This window comes from Streptosporangium sp. NPDC002607 (assembly GCF_053592655.1).
This window is the reverse complement of sequence record NZ_JBSFWD010000055.1, coordinates 18,198-40,795: the sequence shown is the minus strand read 5'-3', so window position 1 is coordinate 40,795 and position 22,598 is coordinate 18,198. Positions and strand designations below refer to the sequence as shown.

26 protein-coding genes and 2 pseudogenes are annotated in these 22,598 nt (G+C 68.9%); 18 read left to right on the top strand and 10 right to left on the bottom strand.

Features of this window, described 5'->3' with window-relative positions; genetic code table 11:
• Nucleotides 1–162 precede the first annotated feature (162 nt).
• Genes ACWD3H_RS39245 through ACWD3H_RS39235 form a run of 3 tightly spaced genes read left to right on the top strand, consistent with a single transcriptional unit; the run spans nt 163 to nt 1,467 of the window.
• A complete protein-coding gene (locus ACWD3H_RS39245; protein ID WP_451958621.1) occupies nt 163–573 on the top strand; it encodes a spore-associated protein A in 411 nt (136 codons plus the stop codon).
• Between the two features lie 25 nt (nt 574–598).
• Nucleotides 599–1,012 carry a spore-associated protein A gene (locus ACWD3H_RS39240; protein ID WP_451958620.1) on the top strand — a complete coding sequence of 138 codons (414 nt, stop codon included), beginning with the start codon at nt 599–601 and terminating at the stop codon, nt 1,010–1,012.
• A 41-nt stretch (nt 1,013–1,053) separates the two neighbouring features.
• A complete protein-coding gene (locus ACWD3H_RS39235; RefSeq protein ID WP_451958619.1) occupies nt 1,054–1,467 on the top strand; it encodes a spore-associated protein A in 414 nt (137 codons plus the stop codon).
• Nucleotides 1,468–1,642: 175 nt separating this feature from the next.
• Here ACWD3H_RS39235 and ACWD3H_RS39230 read toward each other — a convergent pair whose 3' ends face one another.
• Nucleotides 1,643–2,557: a MerR family transcriptional regulator gene (locus tag ACWD3H_RS39230; protein WP_451958618.1), complete on the bottom strand. Its 915-nt coding sequence runs from the start codon at nt 2,555–2,557 to the stop codon at nt 1,643–1,645.
• Nucleotides 2,558–2,691: 134 nt separating this feature from the next.
• On the opposite strand from ACWD3H_RS39230, the gene ACWD3H_RS39225 reads away from it, so the two are divergent.
• Together ACWD3H_RS39225 and ACWD3H_RS39220 are read left to right on the top strand one after the other, a co-directional pair.
• On the top strand, nt 2,692–3,066 hold the full coding sequence (locus tag ACWD3H_RS39225) for a DUF3703 domain-containing protein (protein ID WP_451958617.1): 375 nt from the start codon (nt 2,692–2,694) through the stop codon (nt 3,064–3,066).
• Nucleotides 3,067–3,129: 63 nt separating this feature from the next.
• On the top strand, nt 3,130–4,005 hold the full coding sequence (locus tag ACWD3H_RS39220) for a GNAT family N-acetyltransferase (RefSeq protein ID WP_451958616.1): 876 nt from the start codon (nt 3,130–3,132) through the stop codon (nt 4,003–4,005).
• A 79-nt stretch (nt 4,006–4,084) separates the two neighbouring features.
• Here the strand turns inward: ACWD3H_RS39220 and ACWD3H_RS39215 are convergent, their stop codons facing one another.
• Both ACWD3H_RS39215 and ACWD3H_RS39210 read right to left on the bottom strand, forming a co-directional pair.
• Complete coding sequence (locus ACWD3H_RS39215) at nt 4,085–4,282, bottom strand: hypothetical protein (protein ID WP_451958615.1); 198 nt, start codon at nt 4,280–4,282, stop codon at nt 4,085–4,087.
• A gap of 135 nt (nt 4,283–4,417) precedes the next feature.
• The gene (locus ACWD3H_RS39210; protein WP_451958614.1) at nt 4,418–5,308 is read right to left on the bottom strand and encodes a dihydrodipicolinate synthase family protein; all 891 of its coding nucleotides are present in this window, start codon (nt 5,306–5,308) and stop codon (nt 4,418–4,420) included.
• A gap of 71 nt (nt 5,309–5,379) precedes the next feature.
• On the opposite strand from ACWD3H_RS39210, the gene ACWD3H_RS39205 reads away from it, so the two are divergent.
• Nucleotides 5,380–6,279: a LysR family transcriptional regulator gene (locus tag ACWD3H_RS39205; protein ID WP_451958613.1), complete on the top strand. Its 900-nt coding sequence runs from the start codon at nt 5,380–5,382 to the stop codon at nt 6,277–6,279.
• Between the two features lie 85 nt (nt 6,280–6,364).
• Here the strand turns inward: ACWD3H_RS39205 and ACWD3H_RS39200 are convergent, their stop codons facing one another.
• Nucleotides 6,365–7,651 (bottom strand): serine/threonine-protein kinase, encoded by a 1,287-nt coding sequence (locus tag ACWD3H_RS39200; RefSeq protein ID WP_451958612.1) that lies wholly within the window; start codon nt 7,649–7,651, stop codon nt 6,365–6,367.
• A gap of 350 nt (nt 7,652–8,001) precedes the next feature.
• Between ACWD3H_RS39200 and ACWD3H_RS39195 the strand changes: the two genes are divergently transcribed.
• The 3 genes from ACWD3H_RS39195 (at nt 8,002) to ACWD3H_RS39185 (ending at nt 10,060) form a co-directional block, all read left to right on the top strand.
• Nucleotides 8,002–8,364, top strand: coding sequence for an antibiotic biosynthesis monooxygenase family protein (locus ACWD3H_RS39195; RefSeq protein ID WP_451958611.1), 363 nt, complete (start codon nt 8,002–8,004; stop codon nt 8,362–8,364).
• A 123-nt stretch (nt 8,365–8,487) separates the two neighbouring features.
• A complete protein-coding gene (locus ACWD3H_RS39190; protein ID WP_451958610.1) occupies nt 8,488–9,147 on the top strand; it encodes a DsbA family oxidoreductase in 660 nt (219 codons plus the stop codon).
• Between the two features lie 43 nt (nt 9,148–9,190).
• Nucleotides 9,191–10,060 (top strand): LLM class flavin-dependent oxidoreductase, encoded by an 870-nt coding sequence (locus ACWD3H_RS39185; protein WP_451958609.1) that lies wholly within the window; start codon nt 9,191–9,193, stop codon nt 10,058–10,060.
• Between the two features lie 107 nt (nt 10,061–10,167).
• On the opposite strand, the gene ACWD3H_RS39180 is transcribed toward ACWD3H_RS39185, so the two are convergent.
• A complete protein-coding gene (locus ACWD3H_RS39180; RefSeq protein ID WP_451958608.1) occupies nt 10,168–11,094 on the bottom strand; it encodes a zinc-binding dehydrogenase in 927 nt (308 codons plus the stop codon).
• A 97-nt stretch (nt 11,095–11,191) separates the two neighbouring features.
• Between ACWD3H_RS39180 and ACWD3H_RS39175 the strand changes: the two genes are divergently transcribed.
• On the top strand, nt 11,192–11,812 hold the full coding sequence (locus ACWD3H_RS39175) for a TetR/AcrR family transcriptional regulator (RefSeq protein WP_355563717.1): 621 nt from the start codon (nt 11,192–11,194) through the stop codon (nt 11,810–11,812).
• Between the two features lie 615 nt (nt 11,813–12,427).
• Here ACWD3H_RS39175 and ACWD3H_RS39170 read toward each other — a convergent pair.
• A complete protein-coding gene (locus tag ACWD3H_RS39170; RefSeq protein WP_451958632.1) occupies nt 12,428–13,378 on the bottom strand; it encodes a helix-turn-helix domain-containing protein in 951 nt (316 codons plus the stop codon).
• Nucleotides 13,379–13,599: 221 nt separating this feature from the next.
• On the opposite strand from ACWD3H_RS39170, the gene ACWD3H_RS39165 reads away from it, so the two are divergent.
• Nucleotides 13,600–15,255: a serine hydrolase gene (locus ACWD3H_RS39165; RefSeq protein ID WP_451958631.1), complete on the top strand. Its 1,656-nt coding sequence runs from the start codon at nt 13,600–13,602 to the stop codon at nt 15,253–15,255.
• A 106-nt stretch (nt 15,256–15,361) separates the two neighbouring features.
• Here ACWD3H_RS39165 and ACWD3H_RS39160 read toward each other — a convergent pair whose 3' ends face one another.
• Both ACWD3H_RS39160 and ACWD3H_RS39155 read right to left on the bottom strand, forming a co-directional pair.
• Entirely contained in the window at nt 15,362–15,490 is a 129-nt protein-coding gene (locus ACWD3H_RS39160; RefSeq protein WP_451958607.1) for a hypothetical protein, read from the bottom strand.
• Between the two features lie 48 nt (nt 15,491–15,538).
• Complete coding sequence (locus ACWD3H_RS39155; RefSeq protein ID WP_451958606.1) at nt 15,539–15,916, bottom strand: SgcJ/EcaC family oxidoreductase; 378 nt, start codon at nt 15,914–15,916, stop codon at nt 15,539–15,541.
• Nucleotides 15,917–16,018: 102 nt separating this feature from the next.
• Between ACWD3H_RS39155 and ACWD3H_RS39150 the strand changes: the two genes are divergently transcribed.
• Together ACWD3H_RS39150 and ACWD3H_RS39145 are read left to right on the top strand one after the other, a co-directional pair.
• Complete coding sequence (locus ACWD3H_RS39150; protein ID WP_451958605.1) at nt 16,019–16,663, top strand: TetR/AcrR family transcriptional regulator; 645 nt, start codon at nt 16,019–16,021, stop codon at nt 16,661–16,663.
• A gap of 183 nt (nt 16,664–16,846) precedes the next feature.
• Complete coding sequence (locus tag ACWD3H_RS39145; protein WP_451958604.1) at nt 16,847–17,158, top strand: DUF4158 domain-containing protein; 312 nt, start codon at nt 16,847–16,849, stop codon at nt 17,156–17,158.
• A 227-nt stretch (nt 17,159–17,385) separates the two neighbouring features.
• On the opposite strand, the gene ACWD3H_RS39140 is transcribed toward ACWD3H_RS39145, so the two are convergent.
• The gene (locus ACWD3H_RS39140) at nt 17,386–18,204 is read right to left on the bottom strand and encodes a TetR/AcrR family transcriptional regulator (RefSeq protein WP_451958603.1); all 819 of its coding nucleotides are present in this window, start codon (nt 18,202–18,204) and stop codon (nt 17,386–17,388) included.
• 85 nt (nt 18,205–18,289) lie between these two features.
• On the opposite strand from ACWD3H_RS39140, the gene ACWD3H_RS39135 reads away from it, so the two are divergent.
• From ACWD3H_RS39135 to ACWD3H_RS39115, 5 genes and pseudogenes are all read left to right on the top strand, one after another.
• The gene (locus tag ACWD3H_RS39135) at nt 18,290–19,234 is read left to right on the top strand and encodes an ATP-binding cassette domain-containing protein (RefSeq protein ID WP_451958602.1); all 945 of its coding nucleotides are present in this window, start codon (nt 18,290–18,292) and stop codon (nt 19,232–19,234) included.
• On the top strand, nt 19,231–20,046 hold the full coding sequence (locus ACWD3H_RS39130) for an ABC transporter permease (RefSeq protein ID WP_451958601.1): 816 nt from the start codon (nt 19,231–19,233) through the stop codon (nt 20,044–20,046). Before ACWD3H_RS39135 ends, ACWD3H_RS39130 begins: the two co-directional genes overlap by 4 nt.
• 62 nt (nt 20,047–20,108) lie before the next feature.
• Nucleotides 20,109–21,236: a serine hydrolase domain-containing protein gene (locus tag ACWD3H_RS39125; RefSeq protein ID WP_451958600.1), complete on the top strand. Its 1,128-nt coding sequence runs from the start codon at nt 20,109–20,111 to the stop codon at nt 21,234–21,236.
• A gap of 51 nt (nt 21,237–21,287) precedes the next feature.
• Nucleotides 21,288–21,383 (top strand): annotated as a pseudogene (locus ACWD3H_RS39120) (hypothetical protein); the annotation flags it as partial.
• A pseudogene (locus ACWD3H_RS39115) lies at nt 21,341–21,508 on the top strand (hypothetical protein); the annotation flags it as partial. The pseudogenes ACWD3H_RS39120 and ACWD3H_RS39115, both read left to right, overlap by 43 nt.
• 149 nt (nt 21,509–21,657) lie before the next feature.
• On the opposite strand, the gene ACWD3H_RS39110 reads toward ACWD3H_RS39115, so the two are convergent.
• The gene (locus ACWD3H_RS39110) at nt 21,658–22,494 is read right to left on the bottom strand and encodes an alpha/beta fold hydrolase (RefSeq protein ID WP_451958599.1); all 837 of its coding nucleotides are present in this window, start codon (nt 22,492–22,494) and stop codon (nt 21,658–21,660) included.
• Nucleotides 22,495–22,598 lie beyond the last annotated feature (104 nt).

Below are 22,598 nucleotides of genomic sequence, written 5' to 3'. Positions count from 1 at the left end.
GGGAGGCACGAAGATCAACAAAGCTCTTGATCCGCGCCGTTACCAGTGCTTTTCGGTGTGCGCCGAAACAGTGCCCGGTCCCCTTCATGACCTACCGGGCACGACCTACCGTCTTTGATGTGGATCTCACAGCGGGATCCGTAGCGCAGAGAAAGAGCGAGGATGCGAACCTTCACGAAGATCGCCGCAACCGGACTGGCCGCGATCGCGATGACCGCGGGCACACTGGCGACCGCCGCCCCCGCCTCCGCCGCCGCCTACGGCGGGCAGTGCGGCAGCGGATACAGCGTCGTCAACCAGCGGACCATCACCGGCAAGGGCACCGTCTTCCTGACCTACAACTCCGCCAACGGCAACAACTGCGTCGTGACGATCCGCAACACCCCCGGCACGGCCGTCTCGATGTTCGCGGGCATCGCACGCCAGTCCGACCCCGCCTGGGGAGCCGTGGACGAGGGCAACTACACCACCTACGCCGGGCCCGTGTACCGCTACGCCAAGGGCTCGTGCGTCACCTGGGGCGGGGCCATCAGCGGCACCTACGCCGGCGGCGAGGACACCAACTGCGGCTGACCCCGCAGAATCCGGAGATGACTTCATGAAGAGACTGCTGTCGAAGACCGCGCTGATCACCGGCGCCGCCCTGGCCGTCGTCACCGGGACGATCGCCACGGCCGCCCCCGCCTCCGCCGCCGCCTACGGAGGGCAGTGCGGCAGCGGATACGGCGTCGTCAACCAGTTCAACCTCCCCGACAGCCGGGGAACGGTGTTTCTGACCTACAACTCCTCCACCGGCAGAAACTGCGTCGTCACCGTGCGGACGACCCCCGGCGCCGCCACGCTGATGGAGGCCTACCTCAGGCGATCCTCGGCTTCCACCTGGACCAAGGACAGCGGCAACTACACCACCTACGCCGGCCCCGTCTATGTGTCGGCGGCGGGCGAATGCGTCGACTGGGGCGGCACCATCGGCACGGCCACCCAGTTCCGCTACGGCACCAACTGCGGCTGATCCGAACGAAGAACGTCAAAGAACCGGGAAAAAGGAGAACAATGACGCCCGTCAAGAAGACCATCACCGCTGCCGCTCTCGTCGTCACCGCACTCACCGGCGCGCTCGCCACCGCATCACCCGCGGCCGCGGCGACCTACGGGGGCGAGTGCGGCTCCGGCTACACCGTCGTCAACTCCGCGGCGATCGGCAGCAAGGGGACCGTGTTCTTGACCTACAGCTCCTCCACTGGCAGAAACTGCGTGGTCGCCAAGCGGAACACCGCCGGCTCGGCCGTGCTCGTCGAGGCCGGCCTGTCGGTCAGCCCGGCCGGAAACCACTGGGACGTCTACGAAGGCGACTACTTCACCAGCTACGCGGGCCCGATCTACCTGTCAGCGGCGGGCAGGTGCGTGGACTGGATGGGCCGCATCAGTGGCACCGAGGGCGGCAAGCGGGCAACGAACTGCGGCTGACACCCGTCCGCGACAGCCCTCTTGCCCGTCCAGGCCGGCCACGGGCCGACAGGGCGGGCAGGTCGTCGTAGATGGCCGGGGCGGCGGTGACCGCGCCGCGTGGTCGCCGTCGCCCGGAGGATCTCGTTCACCTTCGCCGATGAGGTAGGGCGGCCTTGGCGGAGGACCGGCGTCCTCAGGGGTGGGCGCGCAGGGCGGCCGCCAGCCAGGCGAAGTCGTCGGCGTAGGAGGGCGGCGCGGGCTCCCCCCTGACGGTCGCCAGCAGTTGCCCGTACCGTTGCGTCTGCGCGTGAGCCCCGGCTTCCAGGCGGGCCAGCACCTGGGCTCGGTCGGCGGAACCGAGCAGCCGGTCAAGGACCTCGGTGGCCTCGGGTGCGCGCGGTGAGATTCCGCGCTCGCGGGCCGCCCCCACCATGCCGCCGACCTTCCTGGCGAAGAACCGGTAGGCGCCGGGCTCGCTGCCGGGCCCCTCCTGAGGGCGCCCGGCGGCACCGGCTTCCATCATGGCGCGCACGCGCCGCCGGAAGTCCGGGCTCTGGGCCAGTTCCGCGAGCTCCACCCAGGCGTCGACCTGCTCGGGGGTGGGGTCGTCGGGCAGGTTCACCGGGGTGTAGCGCATCCGCTCCTGAAGCTGCGGGTCGGCCTCCAGGCCGCCGAAGACCTCCTGCAGGAAGCCGTCGATGATCTGGCGGCGTTCGTCGGCGGAGAGTCGTGCCAGCCTGTTCAACAATGTCATCTCCTCGGGTCGCGGCTGCCGTCTGGCAACCGTGCTGAGCACCGCGCGGCGCAACCGCAGAGCGCGGATCTGCGCGTCCAGTGCCTTGACGTGGACGGCGGCGACGGCGGCGACGGCGGTCTCGCGCTCCAGCACCCGGCGTACGTCCTCCAGCCCCAGCCCGAGCTCTCGCAGGGTGCGGATCAGCTCCAGCCGCGCGACGCAGGCCGCGTCGTAGAGCCGGTAGCCGCCGGCGCTGCGGCCGACCGGCGGCAGCGCGCCGATGTCGGACCAGTAGCGGATGGTGCGCACCGGCATCCCGGTGCGCCTGGCGAGCCGCCCGATGGTGAGTGGTTCGGAGCCGTCATCGTCCATGTCCCCGAGTCTGGACCTTCCAGTGGCTGAAGACTCAAGCCCCCGACCTTCCCGGCCACCGCATCGCTCGGAGTCCAAGCGCCCGGCCGCACCGATGACCGCCACGGCCACCAGGCCGGCCAGGAGGAGAGACTGTGATCGGCCGCAAGATGCCCACCGCGGTGCGTGTCGCCTACACCCGTGAGATGAGCGCGGCCCGCACCGCCGCCGACATCACCGCGCGGTGGCATCACCTTGAGCGGGCGCACATCCTGTGCCGGCCATGGCCCTGGCCGCACACCCGCAACCACATCGAGATGCTCGCCCTGGCCGTGGCCCAGCGGGATCGGCGCGAGGCTCTGGGCCAGGTGCTGCGCATCCTCGTGGCCGGACCCGGCTCGGCGCTGGGGTGCTGTCCCGAAGGCAACACCGGCCGCGCGACCGTTCCCCTCACCGCGCCCATGCCGGTCCCCCCGACCCGGCCACCATCCTGTCCGGCTGACTCCCGTCGACCCCGGCCGGCGGCATGAAGGCCGCCGAGCGCGGGATAATTCCGTTGCCCGACCAAAGGCCGATCGAGCAGCATGGCGGCCATGCGACGCCGTGAGTACACCGATCCCACGGCGCTACGCGCCATGCAGGACCTGGCCGCCCGAAGTTTCCCGGCGACCGGATACCGGCACATCGGCGACCTCACCTGGAACTGGTGCCTGTCCCTTGACCGGGCCGCGCAGTGCCCGACGGCGGTCTGGACTCAAGGAGAGCGGACGCTGGCCTGGGGCTGGCTGGAGCCACCTGACAGCCTGATGCTGCAGGTCGACCCGGACCACCCGGAACTGGCCGACGAGGTGCTCGCCTGGGCCGAGCGAACGGCCCGCGGCCCGCTGAGCGTCGAGGTCGCCGAAACCGAACCGCACCTGGTCATGGCACTGGAGCGACGCCGCTACCCCCCTGTCGTCGGCGGCCCGTTCATGGTGTGCCTCGACCGTCAGCTCATCGGCAGGCAGGACACGCCCCGCCTGCCGGACGGCTACACGATCCGAGCTCAGCGCGACCACGCCGACGTGGCCGGCCGGGCGTCGGCGCACCGCGCCGCCTTCGGATCGACCCGGATCACCACCGAACGCCATGCCCGGATGCGGGAGACCTGGCCTTATCGCCCCGAACTGGATCTCGTCGCGGTGTCTCCCGGCGGTGACGTCGTCGCCTACTGCCAGGGCTGGTACGACGAGGTCAACGGGGTCGGCGCGTTCGAACCGGTCGGCACACATCCCGGCCACCGCCGCCTCGGCCTGGCCCGCGCCGTCTGCACCGCGGTAATGCACGCCTTCTCCGACGCCGGCGGCCACCGCGCCATCGTCTACTCCCGTGGAGACGCCGGCTACCCCGTCCCCAAACGGCTCTACGAGTCCATGGGCTTCACCGCGTACACCCGCACCCATACCTATGTCGGGCGACCGGCGGCCTGAGAGGCGACCTCGGACCCAGCTGGGTCCGTGTGGGTCCGTGTCTGTCAACCGGTGGCACGGAAGGCGTGCGCATGCTCGGTCACCAGGAGCGGAACGTGCGCGCCGCGCCCGCGGTGACCTCCTGCACGGTGGCGGTGACCGGTGCCGGCCCGGCTGTCATCTCGGCCTGGGCAGGCAGGATGTCGTCCACGGCCTCGGACGGCCGGTCGCGGGCCGCCATCTGCCGCCGGGCGCCCGGCGGGGAGATCTCCTGCCGGCGCACCGGGTGGCCGATCACCTCGCCGATGACGCGCCTGCTCGATCCGGGTCAGGGAGCGCGGCCCGGTCAGCTCGTGGACGGCACCGGCGTGCCCGTCCCCGGTGCGGGCCCGCTCGTGCACGAGGGACACGGCGGCCTGGCCATTGGCGGTTGTCAGCCCCGTGCGTCGGCGAGCATCCCACGCTCGGCGTCAACGTGCCGTAACGCCGCCCGCACGCTGTCAAAACCGGCCGGCAGGAGTGGCAGCCGTACCGCGGCGGTCGGGATGCGCCCCTGTGCGTGCAGGACCGCCTTGATGACGGTGGGGTTGGGCTCGGCGAACATCGCGCTCGACACGGCGGCGAGGCGGTGACCGAGCGTTCTGGCCCGAAAGGTGGCGCCGGCGTGCCATGCGTCGACCAGCTCGACGAATCGTGCCGTGGCGAAGTGCGCCGAGGCCAGAATGCCGCCGTGTGCGCCAAGGGCCAGCAGAGGCGAGATGAAGGCGTCGTCGCCGCCCAGCACCGCGAAGCCGGCCGGCGGGTCTGCCAGCAGCTCGATGGCGTCGGCGTCGATTCCACCGACGGCGTACTTGATGCCGGCCACACCGGCAAGATCGGCCAGCCGCCGGACGGCGTCGGCGGACAGGTGCTGCCCGGTCCGGTACGGGACGTGGTAGACGACGAGCGGGACAGGGCTGGCCACGGCCAGAGCCGCGAAGTGCGCGATGATCCCCGCCTCGCCGGGCCGCAGGAACGGCGGCACCACACTGAGTGCGGCGACCACCTCTGAGCGCCCACGCAATGCCTTCACCGCCTCCACCGTGCCGGCGCCGACGACAAGCCGGGCCGAGCGTTCACGGCACACCCGAGCGATCACATCGACGACGCCACGCTGCTCCGCGGCGGTCAACGACGTCGGTTCCGCGGTGGTGCCCAGCGCCACGACGCCCGACGCACCGGCGTCCAGCACCTCGTGCGCCAGGGCTTCCAGCGCGGTGAGGGCCACGGCCCCGGTGGCGTCGAACGGGGTGATCAGCGGTACGTACACACCGGTAAGCGTCATGGTCTCAGCATCCGGCAGGTAAACCAGTAAGGTCCAGTTCACATTCCTGAACAGAACCGTAAGCTGGGCTGATGCTCGACGTGCGCCGCCTACGCCTGCTGTGCGACCTTTCCCGCCTCGGCACGATCGCCGCCGTCGCGCAAGCACACACCTACACACCCTCGGCGGTCTCCCAGCAGCTGTCCGCATTGGAACGAGAAGCGGGCGTACCGCTGCTGGAACGCACCGGCCGGCGGGTCACCTTCACCACGGCCGGCCGGATTCTCGTACAGCACGCCGAGACGGTCCTTACCGCTCTGGAACAGACGACGGCCGCGCTGGCCGCGCTGGCCACCGGACTGTCCGGCCCACTGCGCATCGGCGCCTTCCCGACCGCGGTTCGTACGTTCCTCCCGGCGGCGCTGGTCGCACTGGGGCGCCGGCACCCCGAGCTAGAGCTGACCGTGACCGAACTGGACCCGGTCACGGTGCCGGACGCCCTGCGCGAGCGGCGACTCGACGTCGGGCTGCTGCACGACTACGACGTCGTGCCGGTCGAGCCGGATCCCGTTTTGGACGCGGTACCGCTGCTGGACGAGACGGTGTTCCTCGCCGTGCCCGGCACCGCACCCGCAGCCGAGGACACCGGCCCGCTACGAGACGTGCGAGACGCCGCCTGGATCATGGCCAGCCCCGGCACCCTCTGCCACACCGTTACGCTGCACGTCTGCCGCAGCGCGGGCTTCACGCCCCGGGCGCGTCACCACGCCGACGACTTCGCCGCCGTGCTCGCACTGGTCGCGGCCGAGCAAGGCGTCTCGCTGGTACCGCAGCTGGCCGCCGCGCAGGCACCCCCCGGCGTCCGCCTCATTCCGCTGTCCATCCGCAGACGGACCCACATCGCCTACCGGCAAGGCGCCGCCACCCACCCGGCCATAGCCGCGTTCGTATCCGCGATCCGCGCCTCCACCAGCGACTTCCTCAGCCGCTGAACACACCGAGTCCGTCCTGGCTGTCACATGTCGTTTTCCGCCCCTGACTCGACGTCGGCAGGCGATGCGGCTGCCGCCCAGCCTGTCAGCCGACCTTGATCTCAAAGAGAAGACGACCATCCGGGACGAAGAACATCCGTGCGTCGGAGAGCTTGGGCAGGCGGTGTGTGACGACCGGGATGACGCAGCCGTCCGCGTCGGCGCAGTCCTTGGGGCCGACAGCGCCGACCTCCCGCACGCTGGGCTTCGACCTCAGCCATTGACGTGCGCTCTCGGCCGCCGGGTCGATAGGGCATGAGGTGGAGCATGCGGTGAACGTTTTTCGCACTACCCCGTCTCCGGCGTCGGTTTCGGAGATCTGGGTGAAGCCGATGGGCGCTCCCAGGTCCCGAGCGGTGCGCAAGTTGGCCTTGTACGTGGCGCCCGCTCCCCCGAGCACCGCATATCCGATCATCGCCGCGGCCACCGCAAGAACGGACACGGCCGCGACGGTCAGCGTGATGAGGGCGGCTCGCCTGCGCGGCGCGGGACCCTTTCCAGGGATCGGTGGTTGGGCGCGGACGGGGAAAGCCGGTTCCCGGACAGGCGCCTGCCCTTCCGGCGCGAGCCGGGCCAGCAGCGTGTGGAGCTGATCGGCGGTTGGTCGCTCGGCCGGATTCTTGCGAAGCAGGCTACCGAGCACCGATTCGAGAGGACCGGCGTGCACGGCCGGGGCGGGGTCCTCCGTCATGATGGCGACGAAGACTTCCCCGGGACTCGCGCCGCCGAACGGGGGGCGGCCTTCCACGGCGGTGTACAGGGTCGCGCCCAACGACCACAGATCGGAAGCGGGGGTGGCCGCAAGACCCCGCACCTGCTCGGGAGCCATGAAGGCGGGTGTCCCCATCAGCGCGCCCGAATGGGTCAAGGCCGCCTCGCCGTCGACGGCCGCGATCCCGAAGTCGGTCAGGACGATGCGATCGCCTTCCAACAGTACGTTGGCGGGCTTGATGTCCCGGTGGGTGATGCCCGCCTGATGTGCCGCACGCAGCGCGGACACCATCTGCGATCCGATGTGGACGACCCGGGCGGGCGGCAGCGGCCCCTCAGCCTGCAGCAGGTCGGTCAGGGACCGGCCGTGCACCAGCTCCATGACGATCCAGGGACGCCCGTCCTCGCCGGTGATCCGATCGTGGACGGTAACGACGCCGGGATGCTTCAGCCGGGCGGCGGCGCGTGCCTCCCGATCCAGGCGCGCGATCCAGGTCTGCCGCTGGGCGGCGTCCAGGTGCTCGGGCAGCCGGAGCTCTTTGACGGCCACCTCCCGGCCCAGCCGCTCATCGTGGGCACGCCAGACGACCCCCATACCGCCCTGCCCCAGCAGCCCGGTCAACCGGTACCGGCCGACCAGGATCCGATTGAGATCCTCCACGCCCTGACTCTAAAGGCTGTCTCCCGACGTCGACCCTGCCGCTGACGTAGAGGATCGCGTCGAAGATGTCGCGCAGGCCGGTCGGCGGATCGGCGACGCTGATACCGGCCTGTAGGCGGGCCTGGAGACGTGCGCCATCAGAGGGCCGTTGAGAAATGTGCGGCGAGCCGCCAAACCCGCTCTGACCGGAAGCACGGTAGATATTCGGCGACATGTGCGCGTCTGCCTGTGAGCTTTGACCTCAACCGCGGTTGAGGTTGCAGGATAAGCGACCAGGGACTGTCCGGCATCTGACCATGAGGAGCATGTAGGTGAGCACGGACACCGGCTTTTACTCGATCATCGACTACACCGTCGACGGCTTTGATACCCAACGGGAGTTCGTGGCGGCCTTCGCGGAGATTCAGGAGCGGTGGGTGCGTTTCTATCCCGGATACCGGTCGGCTCGCTTCCACGTGAGCACCGACGGCACCCGTGTGTACAACATCGTGCACTGGGCCAGCGAGGCGGACTACCGCAACTTCGTGGAGACCTCGGACACCGAAGGCCGGATAGCCGCCATCGGCAAGGCCCTGGAGGGGCTGTCCGGCAAGGCCGAGGCGCGCATGAGCGGGATTCCCACCTACACCGTCGCCCGGGACGTCGGTCCCGGGCCGCAGCGCCTCGACCCCTGATCGAGCCGGAACCCCGCTCAGCGGGCACCTTCACCGGCCTGAGCGCCAGGCCGACGGCAAGGGCGACGCGGCGGCGAGGCGAACATCTGTGGCCCAACAGTCACCGATCATCAAAGGACGTCCATGAAGGTAGAGATATACGCCGATGTGCTATGTCCGTGGTGCTACATCGGCAAGAGACGCCTGACGGCGGCACTGGACAATATCGCCGACCGCGCCAGGGTGGAGATCATCTGGCGCAGTTACGAGCTCGCCCCGGAGGAAGGCCGGATCCCCGGCACAACGGCCGCCGAGGCCATGGCCGGATGGTGGGGTGACCAGGCGCCGATCCGCGTCGCCCGAATTCAGGCCCTGGGCGCCGCGGAAGGCCTGGAGCTCAACCTGCATCTGGCCCGGCCGGTCAATACCTTCGACGCACACCGGCTGTGCCATCTGGCGGCCGGCCGCGGGCGGGCCGAACAGATGATGGAGCGCCTGCTTCGCGCCTATCACACCGAGGGGCTGAACGTGGCCGACTCGCGGGTTCTGCAGCGCCTGGGTGCCGAGGCCTGCCTCGATGCCGACCAGGTGCGCGCCGTCCTCGCCGGTGACGACTACGCCGAGGAGGTGCGGGCCGATCGATGTCGTGCGGCCGAGCACGGCGTCACCGGCGTCCCCTCGCTGGTGATCGACGGCAGGCCACCGATCTCCGGTGTCCAGCCCGCCGCCGAGCTACGTCGGCTGCTGGAGCACGGCTCGCCCCGCCCGCACGGTGTCCTGGCCACGCCTGATCGGACCGGCTGACGCCCATCCGCATCGGCTTCTGCATACGACTTCTCTGAAGGGAATGGCACCGACGATGGATATCGGTATCGGGTTGCCCGGGCATGCTCGGTGGGCTGATGGCAGGACCCTGGTGGAGTGGGCGCGCCGCGCGGAGGCGCGAGGCTTCTCCACCCTCAGCGTCAGTGATCGCCTGGCATGGTCGACGCCGGAACCGCTGATCACCCTGGCTGCCGCCGCGGGCGTCACCTCGCGCATCCGGCTCCTCACCAGTGTGCTTCTCGCGCCGTTGCGTACCAACCATGCGCTGTTCGCCAAGGCGGTCACCACGCTGGACCAGCTCGCAGGTCCGGACCGTCTGCACCTGGGTCTTGCTCCGGGCGTCCGGGAAGACGACTTCGTCCTCAGCGATGTGGACTACAGCATCAGAGGAGAGCGGTTCGACCGTCTCCTGGATCGCCTCGCGGCCGCATCAGCCCCCGATGGTCCCATCGGCCCAGGGCCGGCCACACCAGGCGGACCTCCCCTGCTGTTCGGCGGCAACTCAAAGGCGACCCTGCGCCGCATCGCCTCCTACGGGACGGGATGGATCGCCGGAGACGCCACCGTCCAGGACGTGCAGGACTTCGCACCCCACATCCAGCAGGCGTGGGCCGAAGCCGGCAGAACCGGGTCGCCGCGCCTGGTCGCATCGGTGATGTACGCCCTCGGCCCTGACGCCGAGGCCGCGGTCTCTGGCGCCATTGGCTCGTACTACGCCTTCGCCGGCGAAGAGTACGCGCAGTACGGCATCTCCATCGCCCACACCTCACCAGAGCAGATCACCGCTGCGATCACTGATTTCGACCGGATCGGCTGCGATGAGTTGATCTTCATGGGAAACGATCCCGATCCTGGGCAGGTGGACCTCCTGGCCGACGCGATCGGCCTCTAGGAACGCAAGAGCCCAGGAATGTTTCGGCCTCGACTGCCGACGCTGACCCGGCCGATCCGGTGGGAGGTCATCGAGAACAACGGGGACCGCCACCCGGCTGTGGTCAGTCAGTCGACCGCCGCCGGTTCTACGTCCAGGACCACCTTGCCCGCGATGCGCCGCTCTAGCAGCGCTTGGGCGGCCTCGGTGACGCGTTCCCAGGAACCGCGCCAGTCGACCTCCGGGGAAAGCCTCCCGGCCGCCACGAACCCCAGCAGGGTGGCCAGATCCGGGCCGACCTCATGGACGTCGCCGAACGTGCTCATCGTCTTGGACGGGCCGATGGAGAACAGTGAATACGGTGCGAACACCGCCGGCTCGTCTGACGCCCAGCCGATGTTCTGCACACCCCCGCCCGGCGCGAGGAGTTCCCAGGCTGCGGCCAGCTGTGGTCCGCCCACATTGTCGAGGATGAGGTCGACCGGCCGGTCGATGCCCTGCAGACCGACCACCACCTCGTGGGCGCCCAGGTCGGTCAAGCCGTCGGCGCGGGCCGCCGATCCCACCGAGGCGATGACATGGGCACCGCCCAAGGCCGCCAATTGGACCGCGTAACGGCCGACGCCGCCGGCCGCTCCGGTGATCAGTACCCGCCGGCCCAGGATGGAACGGGAACGCAACGTGCGCAGCGCCGTGATGCCGGCCATCGGCAGCGCGGCGGCGTCGGCGAGGTCGACCTGGACGGGGACTTCGGCCACCGCGGTGGTGTCCACGGCCATCCGCTGTGCCCACGCTCGGGCGCCGAACGCCGCGACTCTGGCGCCCACGGCGGGGCCGGTGCCGTCGACCGCGGCGCGTACGACGACACCGGCGGCATCGTAGCCGTGCACGGTTCCGGCCGGACGCCGACCGGCGAACGCCACCTCGCCGCGGTTGAGTGAGATGTGCCGGACATCGAGCACCAGCTGGTTGGGCGCGGGCTGGGGTTCTGCGGCCGTCCCCAGACGCAGGGATCCCGGGGCGTCGGGATCAACGACGAGCGCGCGTATGTCCATGGAGTACTCCTTCGTGGACAGGCAATAATCCGGACTAATAGTCCGTTTTGCGTACGATAGCATATGCGGACCGACAGTCCGCCTTGAGGTGATACCGATGGCCCAACAACGCGCCGAGCGCGTCGACGCGACCCGCAACCGCCGCGCGGTGCTCCACGCGACTGAGCAGCTTCTGGCCGAAGGTGGCGGAGACCACGTGTCGCTCGACCGCGTTGCCGCCCTTGCCGGAGTCGGGAAGGGCACCGTGTTCCGTCGCTTCGGTAACCGCGCCGGACTGCTGCAGGCGCTGCTGGAGGAAAGGTCTCGCGAGCTACGCGACGCGGTCAAGAATGGCCCCCCACCTTTGGGGCCCGGAGCACCCGCCCGGGACCGGATGCTCGCCTTCCTCGACGGACTCGGCGCGATCGCCGAAGGCAACGCCGTCCTGCTGTCCGCGCACGAGCAAGCGTGCGCCGAGGACAAGTACGACGACCCCAGCTACCGGTTCTGGCACCGCCACCTCAGCGCCCTGCTCGCCGACGGACGCCCCGATCTCGACGCCGACTTCCTGGCCCACGCCCTGCTCGCTGTCTTCGATGGCGATCTGGTCCGCCAGATGACACCGGCCGACGATCCCCGCCGCTTCACCCGCTCAGTCCAGCAGATGGCCACGGCACTGCTCGGTCGTGATGATCGCCAAGGTGTCCATCTACGACCGATTCCTGAACAGGATCAGTGACCGGCGATTCGTGTCCTGTCTTGTCGATCATGAGGCACGGCATGCTCCGTACCCGCGGTGCCTCAAGTTGGACGAGACCGGGTCCAGCCGAGATACGGGGAAAACCGGCCATGGGTCGATCTTGAGTGCGGTTTTCGCAGGCAGACGTACGATTAGCGGTCGATCGTGATCAGTTTGAGGGCGTCTTCCTTGCCCTTGTCGGAGGACAGGCTGTAGCGGCGGGTGGTCTGCAGGCGGGCGTGGCCGAGGATCTCGGCGACCAGGACCAGGTCGGTCTTGCCGCGGACGAGGCCGGAACTTGCCGCCCTTGCCGTACAGGCGCAGCCGGCCTTTGCGGGCCGACATCTGGACGTCGCCCGTATCGAGGCGGACGACCTCGCTGATGCGGGCGCCGGCGTAGTACGGGATCAGCGCGATGCACCGGTCGCGGGGAGACAGATGCGCCTCGACCGCGCGCAGCCAGCGGATGCGGGCGCGCTCTTCCAGCGCGGCGGCGTACTCGCTCAGGACGGTGTCGTAGGCGCCCGGGAGCCGGGTGGGGCGGGCACCCGGGCGCCGCTTCGTAATCTCGGAACTGCGACGCTGTCCGGCAGGCGCGCGGGTGTGGCCGGTTCGTCATTTTCGAGTTCCTCGGGGCGAGCACGGACTGACGATCAGTGCGTCGCGTTGCGCGGAGCTCAGGCGGTCAGGCCTCGGGGTGATGGCGTACCCGCCGCGCCCGACCTGCTCCACGGTGAGCGGGTCGGAGAGGATCGGACGACGGCTGATCGCGTCCAGGGCGTTGGCCGCCCGCTGGATGGGCCAGTCCAGTGCCGTGGCGAGTTCGTCCACGGTGAGTGGCCGAGCGGCGTACACCAGCGCGGCCAGCACTGTCAGCGCGTCGTGCACGACGGCGTCGGTGAGGCCGCTGTCGTTCATCTGCTCGCTGATCCAGGTGAAGAACTGAGCCATCTGGCCCAGCCGGGTGCCGGTGGGCGTGCCGGCGCCGAAGATCTCGATCCCGTGCCGCGCGGCCGCCGCGACCTCGGCGTGTGCCCCGGTGTCGGCTTTGAACGCCCGGAGCCAGATGTCGTCGTCGATGACATACCGCTCGCGGCGGCCGGAATCCTGTGTGCGCCTGACCAGCTCGATCGCCTCGAGGTAGCCGATGGCCTTGGACACCGACGCCGGGCTGACCTGTAGCCGGCGTACGAGCTCGGCGGACGTCAGGCCCCCGGAGTCGGAGGTGAGCAGGCAGACGAACACGCGAGCGGGCATCCGGGGAAGGCCGGTCCCGACCAGCAGCGTCGCGAACTGCTCCACGAAACCGCGCACGGACTCGGCCGGACGCCCGTCGGCTGGTGGCTCCGCGGCCTGAACCGGTCTGCGGCGGCGGGCGCGCTGCCCGGCGGCCTGCTGGGCGTGGTCGGCCAGGTAGCCGCTGGGCGCGCTGTTGCGTGCCACTTCGCGGCTGATCGTGGATGTGGGTCTGCCCAGCCGCCTGGCGATCTCGGCGTATCCCAGCCCTTCTGCCAGCCAGATCGCGAGCTGCCGGCGATCCTCGTGGCTCAGCCTGCCTCCGGGCATCGGCTCGCCCCCCTGTCGGTTCGGGTTCACGGGTGCGTTCACCAACAGTACATTGCAACGGCTGGTTGGCGTGGATTGCATTTACCGGCAATACTGTTGCAACGATCGGCATGAAAGCCCAGCATTAAAGCACATTATTGGAGGTTTATCGTTGACGAGACTTGAAATGCAACGTAGCCTTTTCTCGCTTGGAAAGAATCGGACAGGACGAGGAACCCCTTATGGCAAGAGCGTTGGATGTGACCCGGATGCGAGCTCGCGTCTCCGAGTTGCTCGCGGAGTACCGGATTCCGAGTGCCACGATCGGCATCCTCAGCGACGGGGAGATCACCGACTTCGCGGTCGGCGTCAAGAACATCTCCACGCGGGAGCCCGCGACGACCGACACCATCTACCAGTGCGGCTCCGTATCCAAGACATGGACCGCCCTCGCCTTCATGCAGCTCGTCGACGAGGGGAAAGTCGCCCTGGACGAGCCGGTGCGGACCTACCTTCCTGATTTCCGGGTCGCCGACCCCGACGTCAGTGCCAAGGTCACACCCCGCCATCTCCTCAACCACACCAACGGCATCGAGGAGAACTACGGAGATCCGGGCGAGGACGACGACGTGTACAAGCGCATGGTGGAGAACATCGCCGGCGCATGCCAGGTCCACCCCTTGGGCCACACTCACGGCTACAGCGCTGCCCTGGGCTACGCGATCCTCGCCCGCATCATGGAGGTGAGCGACGGCAAGCGGTGGGACGACATCATGAAGGATCGCCTGTTCGCCCCCTTGGGACTGACCTCGACGAGCAGCCGGCGTGAGCACGCGGACCAGAACCGGGCCGCGACCGGATACCTGATCCGATCCCTCGAAGAGGGACCCGTCCTCTCACCGCTGGGTCACCTGCCGCGCTCCTTCGGCCCCGGAGGGAACGTCAACACGACAGCCCGGGAATTGCTCATAATGGCGCACGTCCTCCTCAACGAAGGAAAGGCGCCGAACGGGACCAGAATCGTCTCACCCGGCATCATCCGCGAGATGACGGAGTCGCGGGTCCCCATACCTGACCCGTACATGTTCGGGCCGGAATGGGCACTCGGCCTCATCGTGTGCGATTGGCACGGCCAAACCGTCTACGCCCACGACGGCAGCGCAGTCAGCCAGAGTGCCCGCCTGCGGATCCTGCCGGAATCGAACATCGCCGTCTCGATGCTGGCGAACGCCGGGCCGCGCGACAGCTTCTACCGGAAGGTGTTCAACGAAATCCTGGCCGACCTCGGCGTGGTCACGATCCCCGACCTGCCGGAGCCCGACCCGACCCTGGCCCTCGATCTGTCCAGATACGAAGGCTCCTATGAGCGCCCCGGCACCCGCTACCAAGTGACGGCCGAACGCGGAAAACTCCACCTCAAATTCACCCTGAACCCCATGGAGGCGCAACTCCTCAATAAACCAGAACAGCTCGACTACGAACTGTCCCCGATCAGCGAGACCCACTTCTTGATGCCTTCGGACGATCCGCTCGAGGACCCTCAGACCGTCGCGATCTACGACTTCAAAAATGGTGCCGCACAGTATCTTCACATCAATTGCCGAGTGAATCCGAGAGTCAATGAGGAGGGGGCCACGGTGCACGTCATGGCTGTTTCCACGATTTCCGACAACGACGGCTTCTGGGATTCCCTGAAGAAGGCGTACGGCCGGCTTCCCAAGGGTGCCAAGTGGACGCTGGCGGTGGCGAGCACCGACGGGACCAAGGTGGTGAACGTCATCGTCCATGACTCGATCGACGGCGTCAGGAGCTTCTTCGAGGATCACGCCGGCCCCTTCGCTACGACGGAATACTTCGAGGCCGACGCGTCCAACGCGGTCGGCCTCCCGACGACGTAGCCGCTCCTTGCACTGCCGTCCGCCCAAGCCGCGATGACGGCGCACCATTCGGATCCATGCGACCGTTGTCCTGCTTAGGGGTACGTGCGGTCCTCGACCACTACGTTCAGGCCGCCCGCGACCCGGGCCGTCGGGGACCGGCCTCGGCGACCGGCTGGGCATCTCCAAGCGTGCCGACCTCGACGTCGACGCCGCCCTGGGCGGCGCTCAGGTTGCAGCCGTAGGCGAACGCCACCAGTGTGCCCTGCCGTACCTCCGCCTTGAGGGTCTCTGGCTCGTATGATCAAGGCGCGACTCGTGACTCGACCACCGGAGTCGTCTGAGCGAGGGCGATCAGCCACCGTCCATCGTTCTTGACGAGCACGAACGTCAGTGCACCGCGTCGGCCGTCGTTGACGTGCTTGATCAGATTGGCCAGGGCCACGTCCTCACGCAGGAACGTGATGTTCAGCAACTCGTTCCTGGTGATGACGTCCTTCAGCGGTGTCTCCAGCGCCTTGGTCATGACCTCGCGCACCTGGTCACGGCCCTGCAGCCGGACACCGCCGAAGTTGACGAGTGACACGTTCTTGGCGAGCAGCCCGGTGAACCCGTCCACGTCGCTCTGTAGCTCTTCGGCGTCGCGGACGACCTGCTCGATCGCCGCTGTCTCGGTATTCATCCCCATGTCTCCACTGATCATCTCTGCTTGCGGAGCGATTCACTCCGGTACGATGACGGTATATCGGAGTGGATCGCTCCGCAACTTGGTAGGCTTGCCGTGATGGCCACACGCAACGACCGCGCAGAACGCAACGACCGTGCGCTACTCCAAGCCGCCCGCGCCGTCCTCGCCGAGGACGGCGCACACGCCTCCGTCGCTACCATCGCCGCCAGGGCGGGAGTCGGCATCGGCAGCCTCTACCGGCGCTACCGGACCAAGGAGGAGCTGTTTCAACGGCTCAGCGTCCTATCCCTGGAGCACTGGATCGAGGCGGCCGAACAGGGCCTGGCCGACCCCGACCCGTGGGCCGGACTCGCCGGGTTCATCAAAGACAGCGTGGAGTTCGGCCAGGGAACGATGGCCCCGATCGCCGGGGCCATCGAGGTGACCGACGAGATGAGTGCGAAGTCCCGCCGCGGCGACGACCTGCTCGACGCCCTGGTGCGGCGCGCACACGGCGCCGGGACACTCCGCCCCGACGTCACCGTCACCGACATCTCACTCATGATCGAACAGCTCGGCCGCTCCCCGCTCGTCGACCAGCTCCGCAAACAAGGCAGGGACGACCTGCTTCCCGCGGCCACCCAGGCACGCGCGCGACTGATCACCATCGCGCTTGACGGACTGCGCTCCGGCTCCCCCGACCGGCTCCCCGGCGACCCCCCGGGCGAGGAACTGTTCACCGCTCGCTGGGCTCCATCCTGATCGCCCGCGAGGGGTCGTGTGCGGCGGGGGCGCGGGTTGAGCAGGAAGGGAACGGCCTTGGGGAACATCGGTACAGCGGTTATCGGCGAGAACGATCATGGTCGGCCAGCACACTGATCCACTCCGCCGCCGGGGTTCGGCGAAACGCCGCCGGACGGCCCGGATGCTGGCTATGGCCCGGCCGTGCCGGTGGAGTTTCTGAGTGATGAACAGGCCGAGGCGTACGGGAAGTTCGCTGATGAGCCGACAAGACCTGAGCCGGAGCGGTTCTTCTTCCTGGACGACGTCGACCGGGACCTGATCGCGCTGCGGCGGACGAAGCACCATCAGCTGGGGTTCGCGCTCCAGATGTGCAAGGTCCGGTACGTGGGCCTGTTCCTGGAGGACCCTCTCGCGGTGCCGTGGCCCGTGGTGGAGCACCTCGCCGCGCGGCTCGGCATGGTAGATCAGCGGCCCGAACGCTGTGGCCAAGATCTGCCGCACCGCGTCCTGTGAGAACCCGTTCGCCAGCAGGACGACAGGAGCGCCGCCCCAAGCCACCAGGAAGTCACCACGGGCCGCAGTACCTGGCCCGTGGGCCACGAGACGGTGGCCCGGGCGTGGCCGCCGGCGAAGAAGAGCAGGAGGAATACCCCGGCATCGGCAAGCCCTGGACCCACCCGTGGCCAGGCACGGGCCGCCGCTGCGCCTTTTCGGTGGGCATTTAGGCATGGCTTGTGCGTCTATTTCGCTCTTGATGCCCTCTCGGATGGTCGACTACGAGCCTGCCCTGGCCCGTCCTGTTCTTCCCGCCCCTCTCGGTGCGCCGACATCGGAGACTCGGCCGTTGATGGGAGGGCCGCGGCGATGCAGTCGAGGACGCGCTGGAGCCCGTGCCGGAACTGGTCGTCGCGGCTCAGGTGCGGCTGGCGCGCCTCCATCACGATCTTGGTGAAGATCGGGTACTCCCCGCTCTTCACCAGCCGGTCGACGTACGGGTAGCTCCGCGCCATCCACTCCGACTCGCTGAGCCCGCTGCGGCGGAATTCCTCGGCCGAGCTGATCTCCTCGCGGACGGTGCCCTCGATGTAGCTGTTCAGCATGGCCATGAGGCCGAGGTTGTCGTCGATGGAGACGAAGGCGTCGAGCACTCCCATCAGCCGTTCGATCAAGAGCAGCTGGTTGGGGCCGAAGCTGGGGAGTGACCGCTGTACGGTGGCGATCCACGGGTGCCTCAGCCACATGGCCCGCAGCCCGTCGGCGTAGCGGGTCAGGTCGGCGCGCCAGTCGCCCGAGGGCATGCCCGTGACGTCGATCTCGCCCATCAGCCGGTCGGCCATGAGCTCGACCAGGTTGTCGCGGCTCGGGACGTACCGGTAGAGCGACATCGCGCCCGCGCCGATCTCGGCGGCGATCCGCCGCATGGTGGCGACCTCAAGCCCTTCGGCGTCGGCGATCCGGATCGCCGCCTCGGTGATCTGCGCGCGGCTGTAGGTGGGCTTCGGCCCGCGGGCCGGGCGCTCGGGCCGCATCCAGATGTTCACGTACTCGGCGTCGGTCACCGGCTCCACTCCCTAGTTGCGTACATAGTACCCAGTGGCTTAACTTGGCCGCCATACCGCGTACAACGTACCCAGTGGAGGGGTCATGCCTGATCCGATCGTGGTCGCCGAGGGGCTGCACAAGTCCTTCGGTGACACCCATGCACTACGGGGCCTGGACCTGAGCATCCCGAAAGGAACGGTCTGCGGGGTGCTGGGGCCGAACGGCGCGGGGAAGACGACCGCGGTGCGCATCCTGGCGACCTTGTCCGTTCCCGATGCCGGGCACGCCCGCATCGCCGGATACGACGTCGTCCGCGAGGCCGGCAAAGTGCGCGAGCGGATCGGGCTCGCGGGCCAGTACGCTGCCGTGGACGAGAAGCTCACCGGCCGCGCCAACCTGCGCATGTTCGGCCGGCTCTACCACCTGCCGCGGCGTCAGGCGCACCGGCGGGCCGATGAGCTGCTGGAGCGCTTCGGCCTGATGGACGCCGCCGACCGGCCGGTCGCCGGCTACTCCGGCGGCATGCGCCGCCGCCTCGACCTGATCACCAGCCTCATCCTGCGCCCCCAGGTGCTCTTCCTGGACGAGCCCACCACCGGCCTGGACCCGCGCAGCCGCGGCGAGATCTGGGACAACGTCCGCGAGCTGGTGGCCGACGGCACCACGGTGCTGCTCACCACCCAGTACCTGGACGAGGCCGACCGGCTGGCCGACGACATCGCCGTCATCGACCACGGGCAGGTGATCGCCACCGGCACACCCGACGAGCTGAAGGCCACGATCGGCGACCGTCTCGACGTCACCCTCGAAGACCCCGCCGCACTGCCTGCGGCGATGACCGTCCTGAACACCCTCACCGGCAACGATCCCACGACGACGGGCGCCGACCAGCTCAGCGTCGCCCTGCCCGGCGGCCGCCTCCGGCTCGCCGACATCGTGCGCGAGCTCGACCACGCCGGAGTCGCCGCCGCCGACGTGAGCCTGCGCCGCCCCACCCTCGACGAGGTGTTCCTGCGCCTCACCGACCGCAAGGAGACCGTACGATGACCGCCCTCTCACCACTGGGCCGCCTGCGCTGGACGCTCACCGACGGGCTGACCCTGATCGGCCGCGAGCTGGGACGGCTGCGGCAAGAGCCCGGGCAGATCGTCGCCGCGCTGGTCTTCCCGGTCATCATGGTGGTGCTGTTCGGGTACGTCTTCGGCAGCGCGATCACCGTGCCGGGCGGCGGCGACTACCGCGAGTACCTCATGCCCGGCCTGTTCGCGATGGTGACCTTCACCGCCGTGCAGGGGGTCATGGGACGGATGGCCACCGACGCCTCCCGCGGCGTGATGGACCGCTTCCGCTCCATGCCGATGGCGCGGCTGGCGGTGCCGTTCGGGCACAGCGGCGCCGACTCCCTGGTCGGCGTGCCGCTGCTGGCCGCCATGGTGGCCACGGGCCTGCTGGTGGGCTGGCGGCCGCACCACGGCCTGCTCCCCACCGCCGAGGCGTTCGCGCTGATCATGCTGCTGCGCTACGCGCTGAGCTGGGTGGGTGTCTACCTGGGCCTGGCGGTGAAGGACGAGCAGGTCGCCGACGCGATGGTGCCGCTGTTCCTGCCGATCACGATGCTGTCCAACGCGTTCGTCCCGACCGACGGCATGCCCGCCTGGCTGCGATTCATCGCCGACTGGAACCCGATCAGCGCGCTCACCGCCGCCACCCGGCAGCTGTTCGGCAACCCGGGCGCCCCGTCCGGAGACGTGGCCTGGCCGCTCGCGCACCCGGGCGCCACCGTCCTGCTCTGGTCGGCCGCACTGCTGGTCGTGTTCGTCCCGCTGTCGCTGCGCGCCCACACGCGCACAGGACGCTGATCGTCCAGGGACCGAAGACCGTCTTGTTCTCCTCCAATGGTTCTCCTTCGAAAGGCATGCACATGACGCACAACATCCACGAGAAGGTGCAGCAGATCCTGAACTGGGCTGTGGCCGAGGACGGCGTCCCCGGCATCGTCGCCGAAGTTCACGACGCCGACGGAACATGGTTCGGCGCCGCAGGAGTGGCCGACCTCGCCACCGGCCATCGGCGCCAGCCCGGGGAGCACCTGCACATCGGCAGCTCAGGTAAGGCCTTCACCGCCGCCACCGTGCTGGCCCTGGCAGCCGAAGGCAGGCTGAGCCTCGAGGACCCGGTGAACACATGGCTGCCCGGCGTCATGGAGACGGGCGGCTACGACGGCGACAAGATCACCATCCGGCATCTGCTCAACCACACCAGCGGCCTGTTCCTCACCGGCCTCGCACCCGAACTACAGGACAGCATCGCCACCCAGCCGGCCCGCATCTGGACCACCTCCGAGCTGATCAAACTCGCGGTGTCCCAGCCGCCGGTCGGCGAGCCGGGCGAGCAGTTCATCTACTCCAACGGCGGCTACTACCTGGCCGGCGCGATCATCGAGAAGGTCACCGGCAACACCTACGCCGCCGAAGTCGAACGCACAGTCATCCGGCCGCTCGACCTGACCCACACCTACGTACGGCCCGCCGACGCCACAAGCTATCTCCACCCGCATCCCATGAGCTACGTTGCCGGCGCCCTCAAGGACGGCGTCGACCCGGCGACGCTCACCGCGGAGAACTGGGCGTCGATGATCGACCACGACAAGCCGCCCGTCGACGTCACCGCGCTCAACACCTCATGGGGCTGGGCGGCCGGCGGCATCGTCTCCACCACCGAAGACCTGACCCGCTTTCTCAAGGCGATCGCGACCGGCGGCCTCCTGCCCCCGGCTCAACACCACGAGATGTGGACCACCGTCGCCAACGACAGCGTCGTCTGGCTGCCGCACGCCCGCTACGGCCTCGGCGTGATCGAGTTCGATCGCGCGGGGATGGACGGCCTGACCGTGCGTGGCGTCAGCGGCACCCTCCCGGGATCCTTCACCCTCGCGCTGAGCACCGACGACGGCCGGCAGAGCGTCGTCATCCACACCAACATCGAGCCGAAGACCTTGGACATCCCCATCAAGATCATCAAGGCGATGTACGGCGTCGCCCTCGGCTGACCGGACCTGCCGCGCGTGGTCGACCCGGTCGACAACACCTACCGCAGGCAGATGAACCGGCAGCTCACCGTGCAAGAGTCCCGCCACAAGCTGGCCCGCGACGTGTGCCACGGCAAGCGCGGCACCAGCCACCAGGCGTACCGCGACGGCATGGAGGATCAGCTCGGCGTGCTCGGCCTGGTCCTCAACGCCGTCGTGCTCTGGACCCCCGCTACATCGACGACGCCGTCGCCCAGCTCCGCGCCGAGGGCCACGAGATCCGAGACGAGGATGTCGCCCGGCTCTCCCCGCTCAAGCACCGCAACCTCAACGTGCTCGGCCGCTACAGCTTCACCCGTCCGTCCCGCGTGAGGGCCTGCGGCCATTGCGCGACCCGGACGCGGTCGAGCTGGACGATGGTGGCGAGGACGCGTAGTTGTCGTCAGTCCGCTGGTCGTGTCTTCAGCGCCTCCCCGCGGTCGAGGGCGGCGACCTCGCGTACGGCCTCGGCGATGGCCGGGAAGTCCTTCTTGAGGATCGCGCCGTGGTTGCTGGTGACCTTCGCGCCGATCTGGATGTTCGGGTTGCGGGCGGTCACCGCATCGAGGCTGGTGCGTATCCGTTCCTGCTCATCACCGCGGCTCCCGAAGGACGTCCCCGAAGCAACGACATACCGCACCGGGACGGTGATGTGGTCCAGCACCGGGCCCAGCTCGCGCTCGCGGGAGAGCCTGCCGAGCTCGATGTTGCTGTTCGCCTGCTGTTCGGCGGTCATCCGCGGGGCCAGGCCCGTCGGGCGCAGCAGCGGCAGGAACCAGCCCAACCGCCGAAACAGCTTCCGGATCCGCTGCTCCATGGCCTCGTCGAGCCAGTCGTGCGGGAACGCGCCGTCGACCAGGACCGCGCCCAGGGCACGCTCCGGATTCCGGCTGGCCCAGTGCGCCCCGACGACCGCGCCGTAGGACCAGCCCACCAGCAGCGCCCGGTCCACATCCCTGGCCGCGAGAACGGCATCGACATCTCGGACGGCGACCTCGAAGGAATAGTCCGCCGAACGCTTCGATTTGCCGCGGGCCCGCTCGTCGTAGGTGATGTGCCGCCACCCCGTCCCCAGTTCAGCGATGACCCGCCGCCAGTACCCCTGAGTGGCGAACTGGCCGTTGAGGTAGACCACAGGGATACCGGCACCGCCGGTGTCGGTGACGGCCAGGGCCGTATCGTCAACCGGCACCATGCCGGTCCACTTCGAACTGGTCGAGGAAGTACTGTTCTTCGTCATGTGTTCCACCTGGTCGCGTTAGACGTCTTGTACGGCTTCTCCAGGACCTGCGCGTGGATCGCAGGCCCCTCGGGACGGACGGCCGAGTCCTCGGCGACGACCGA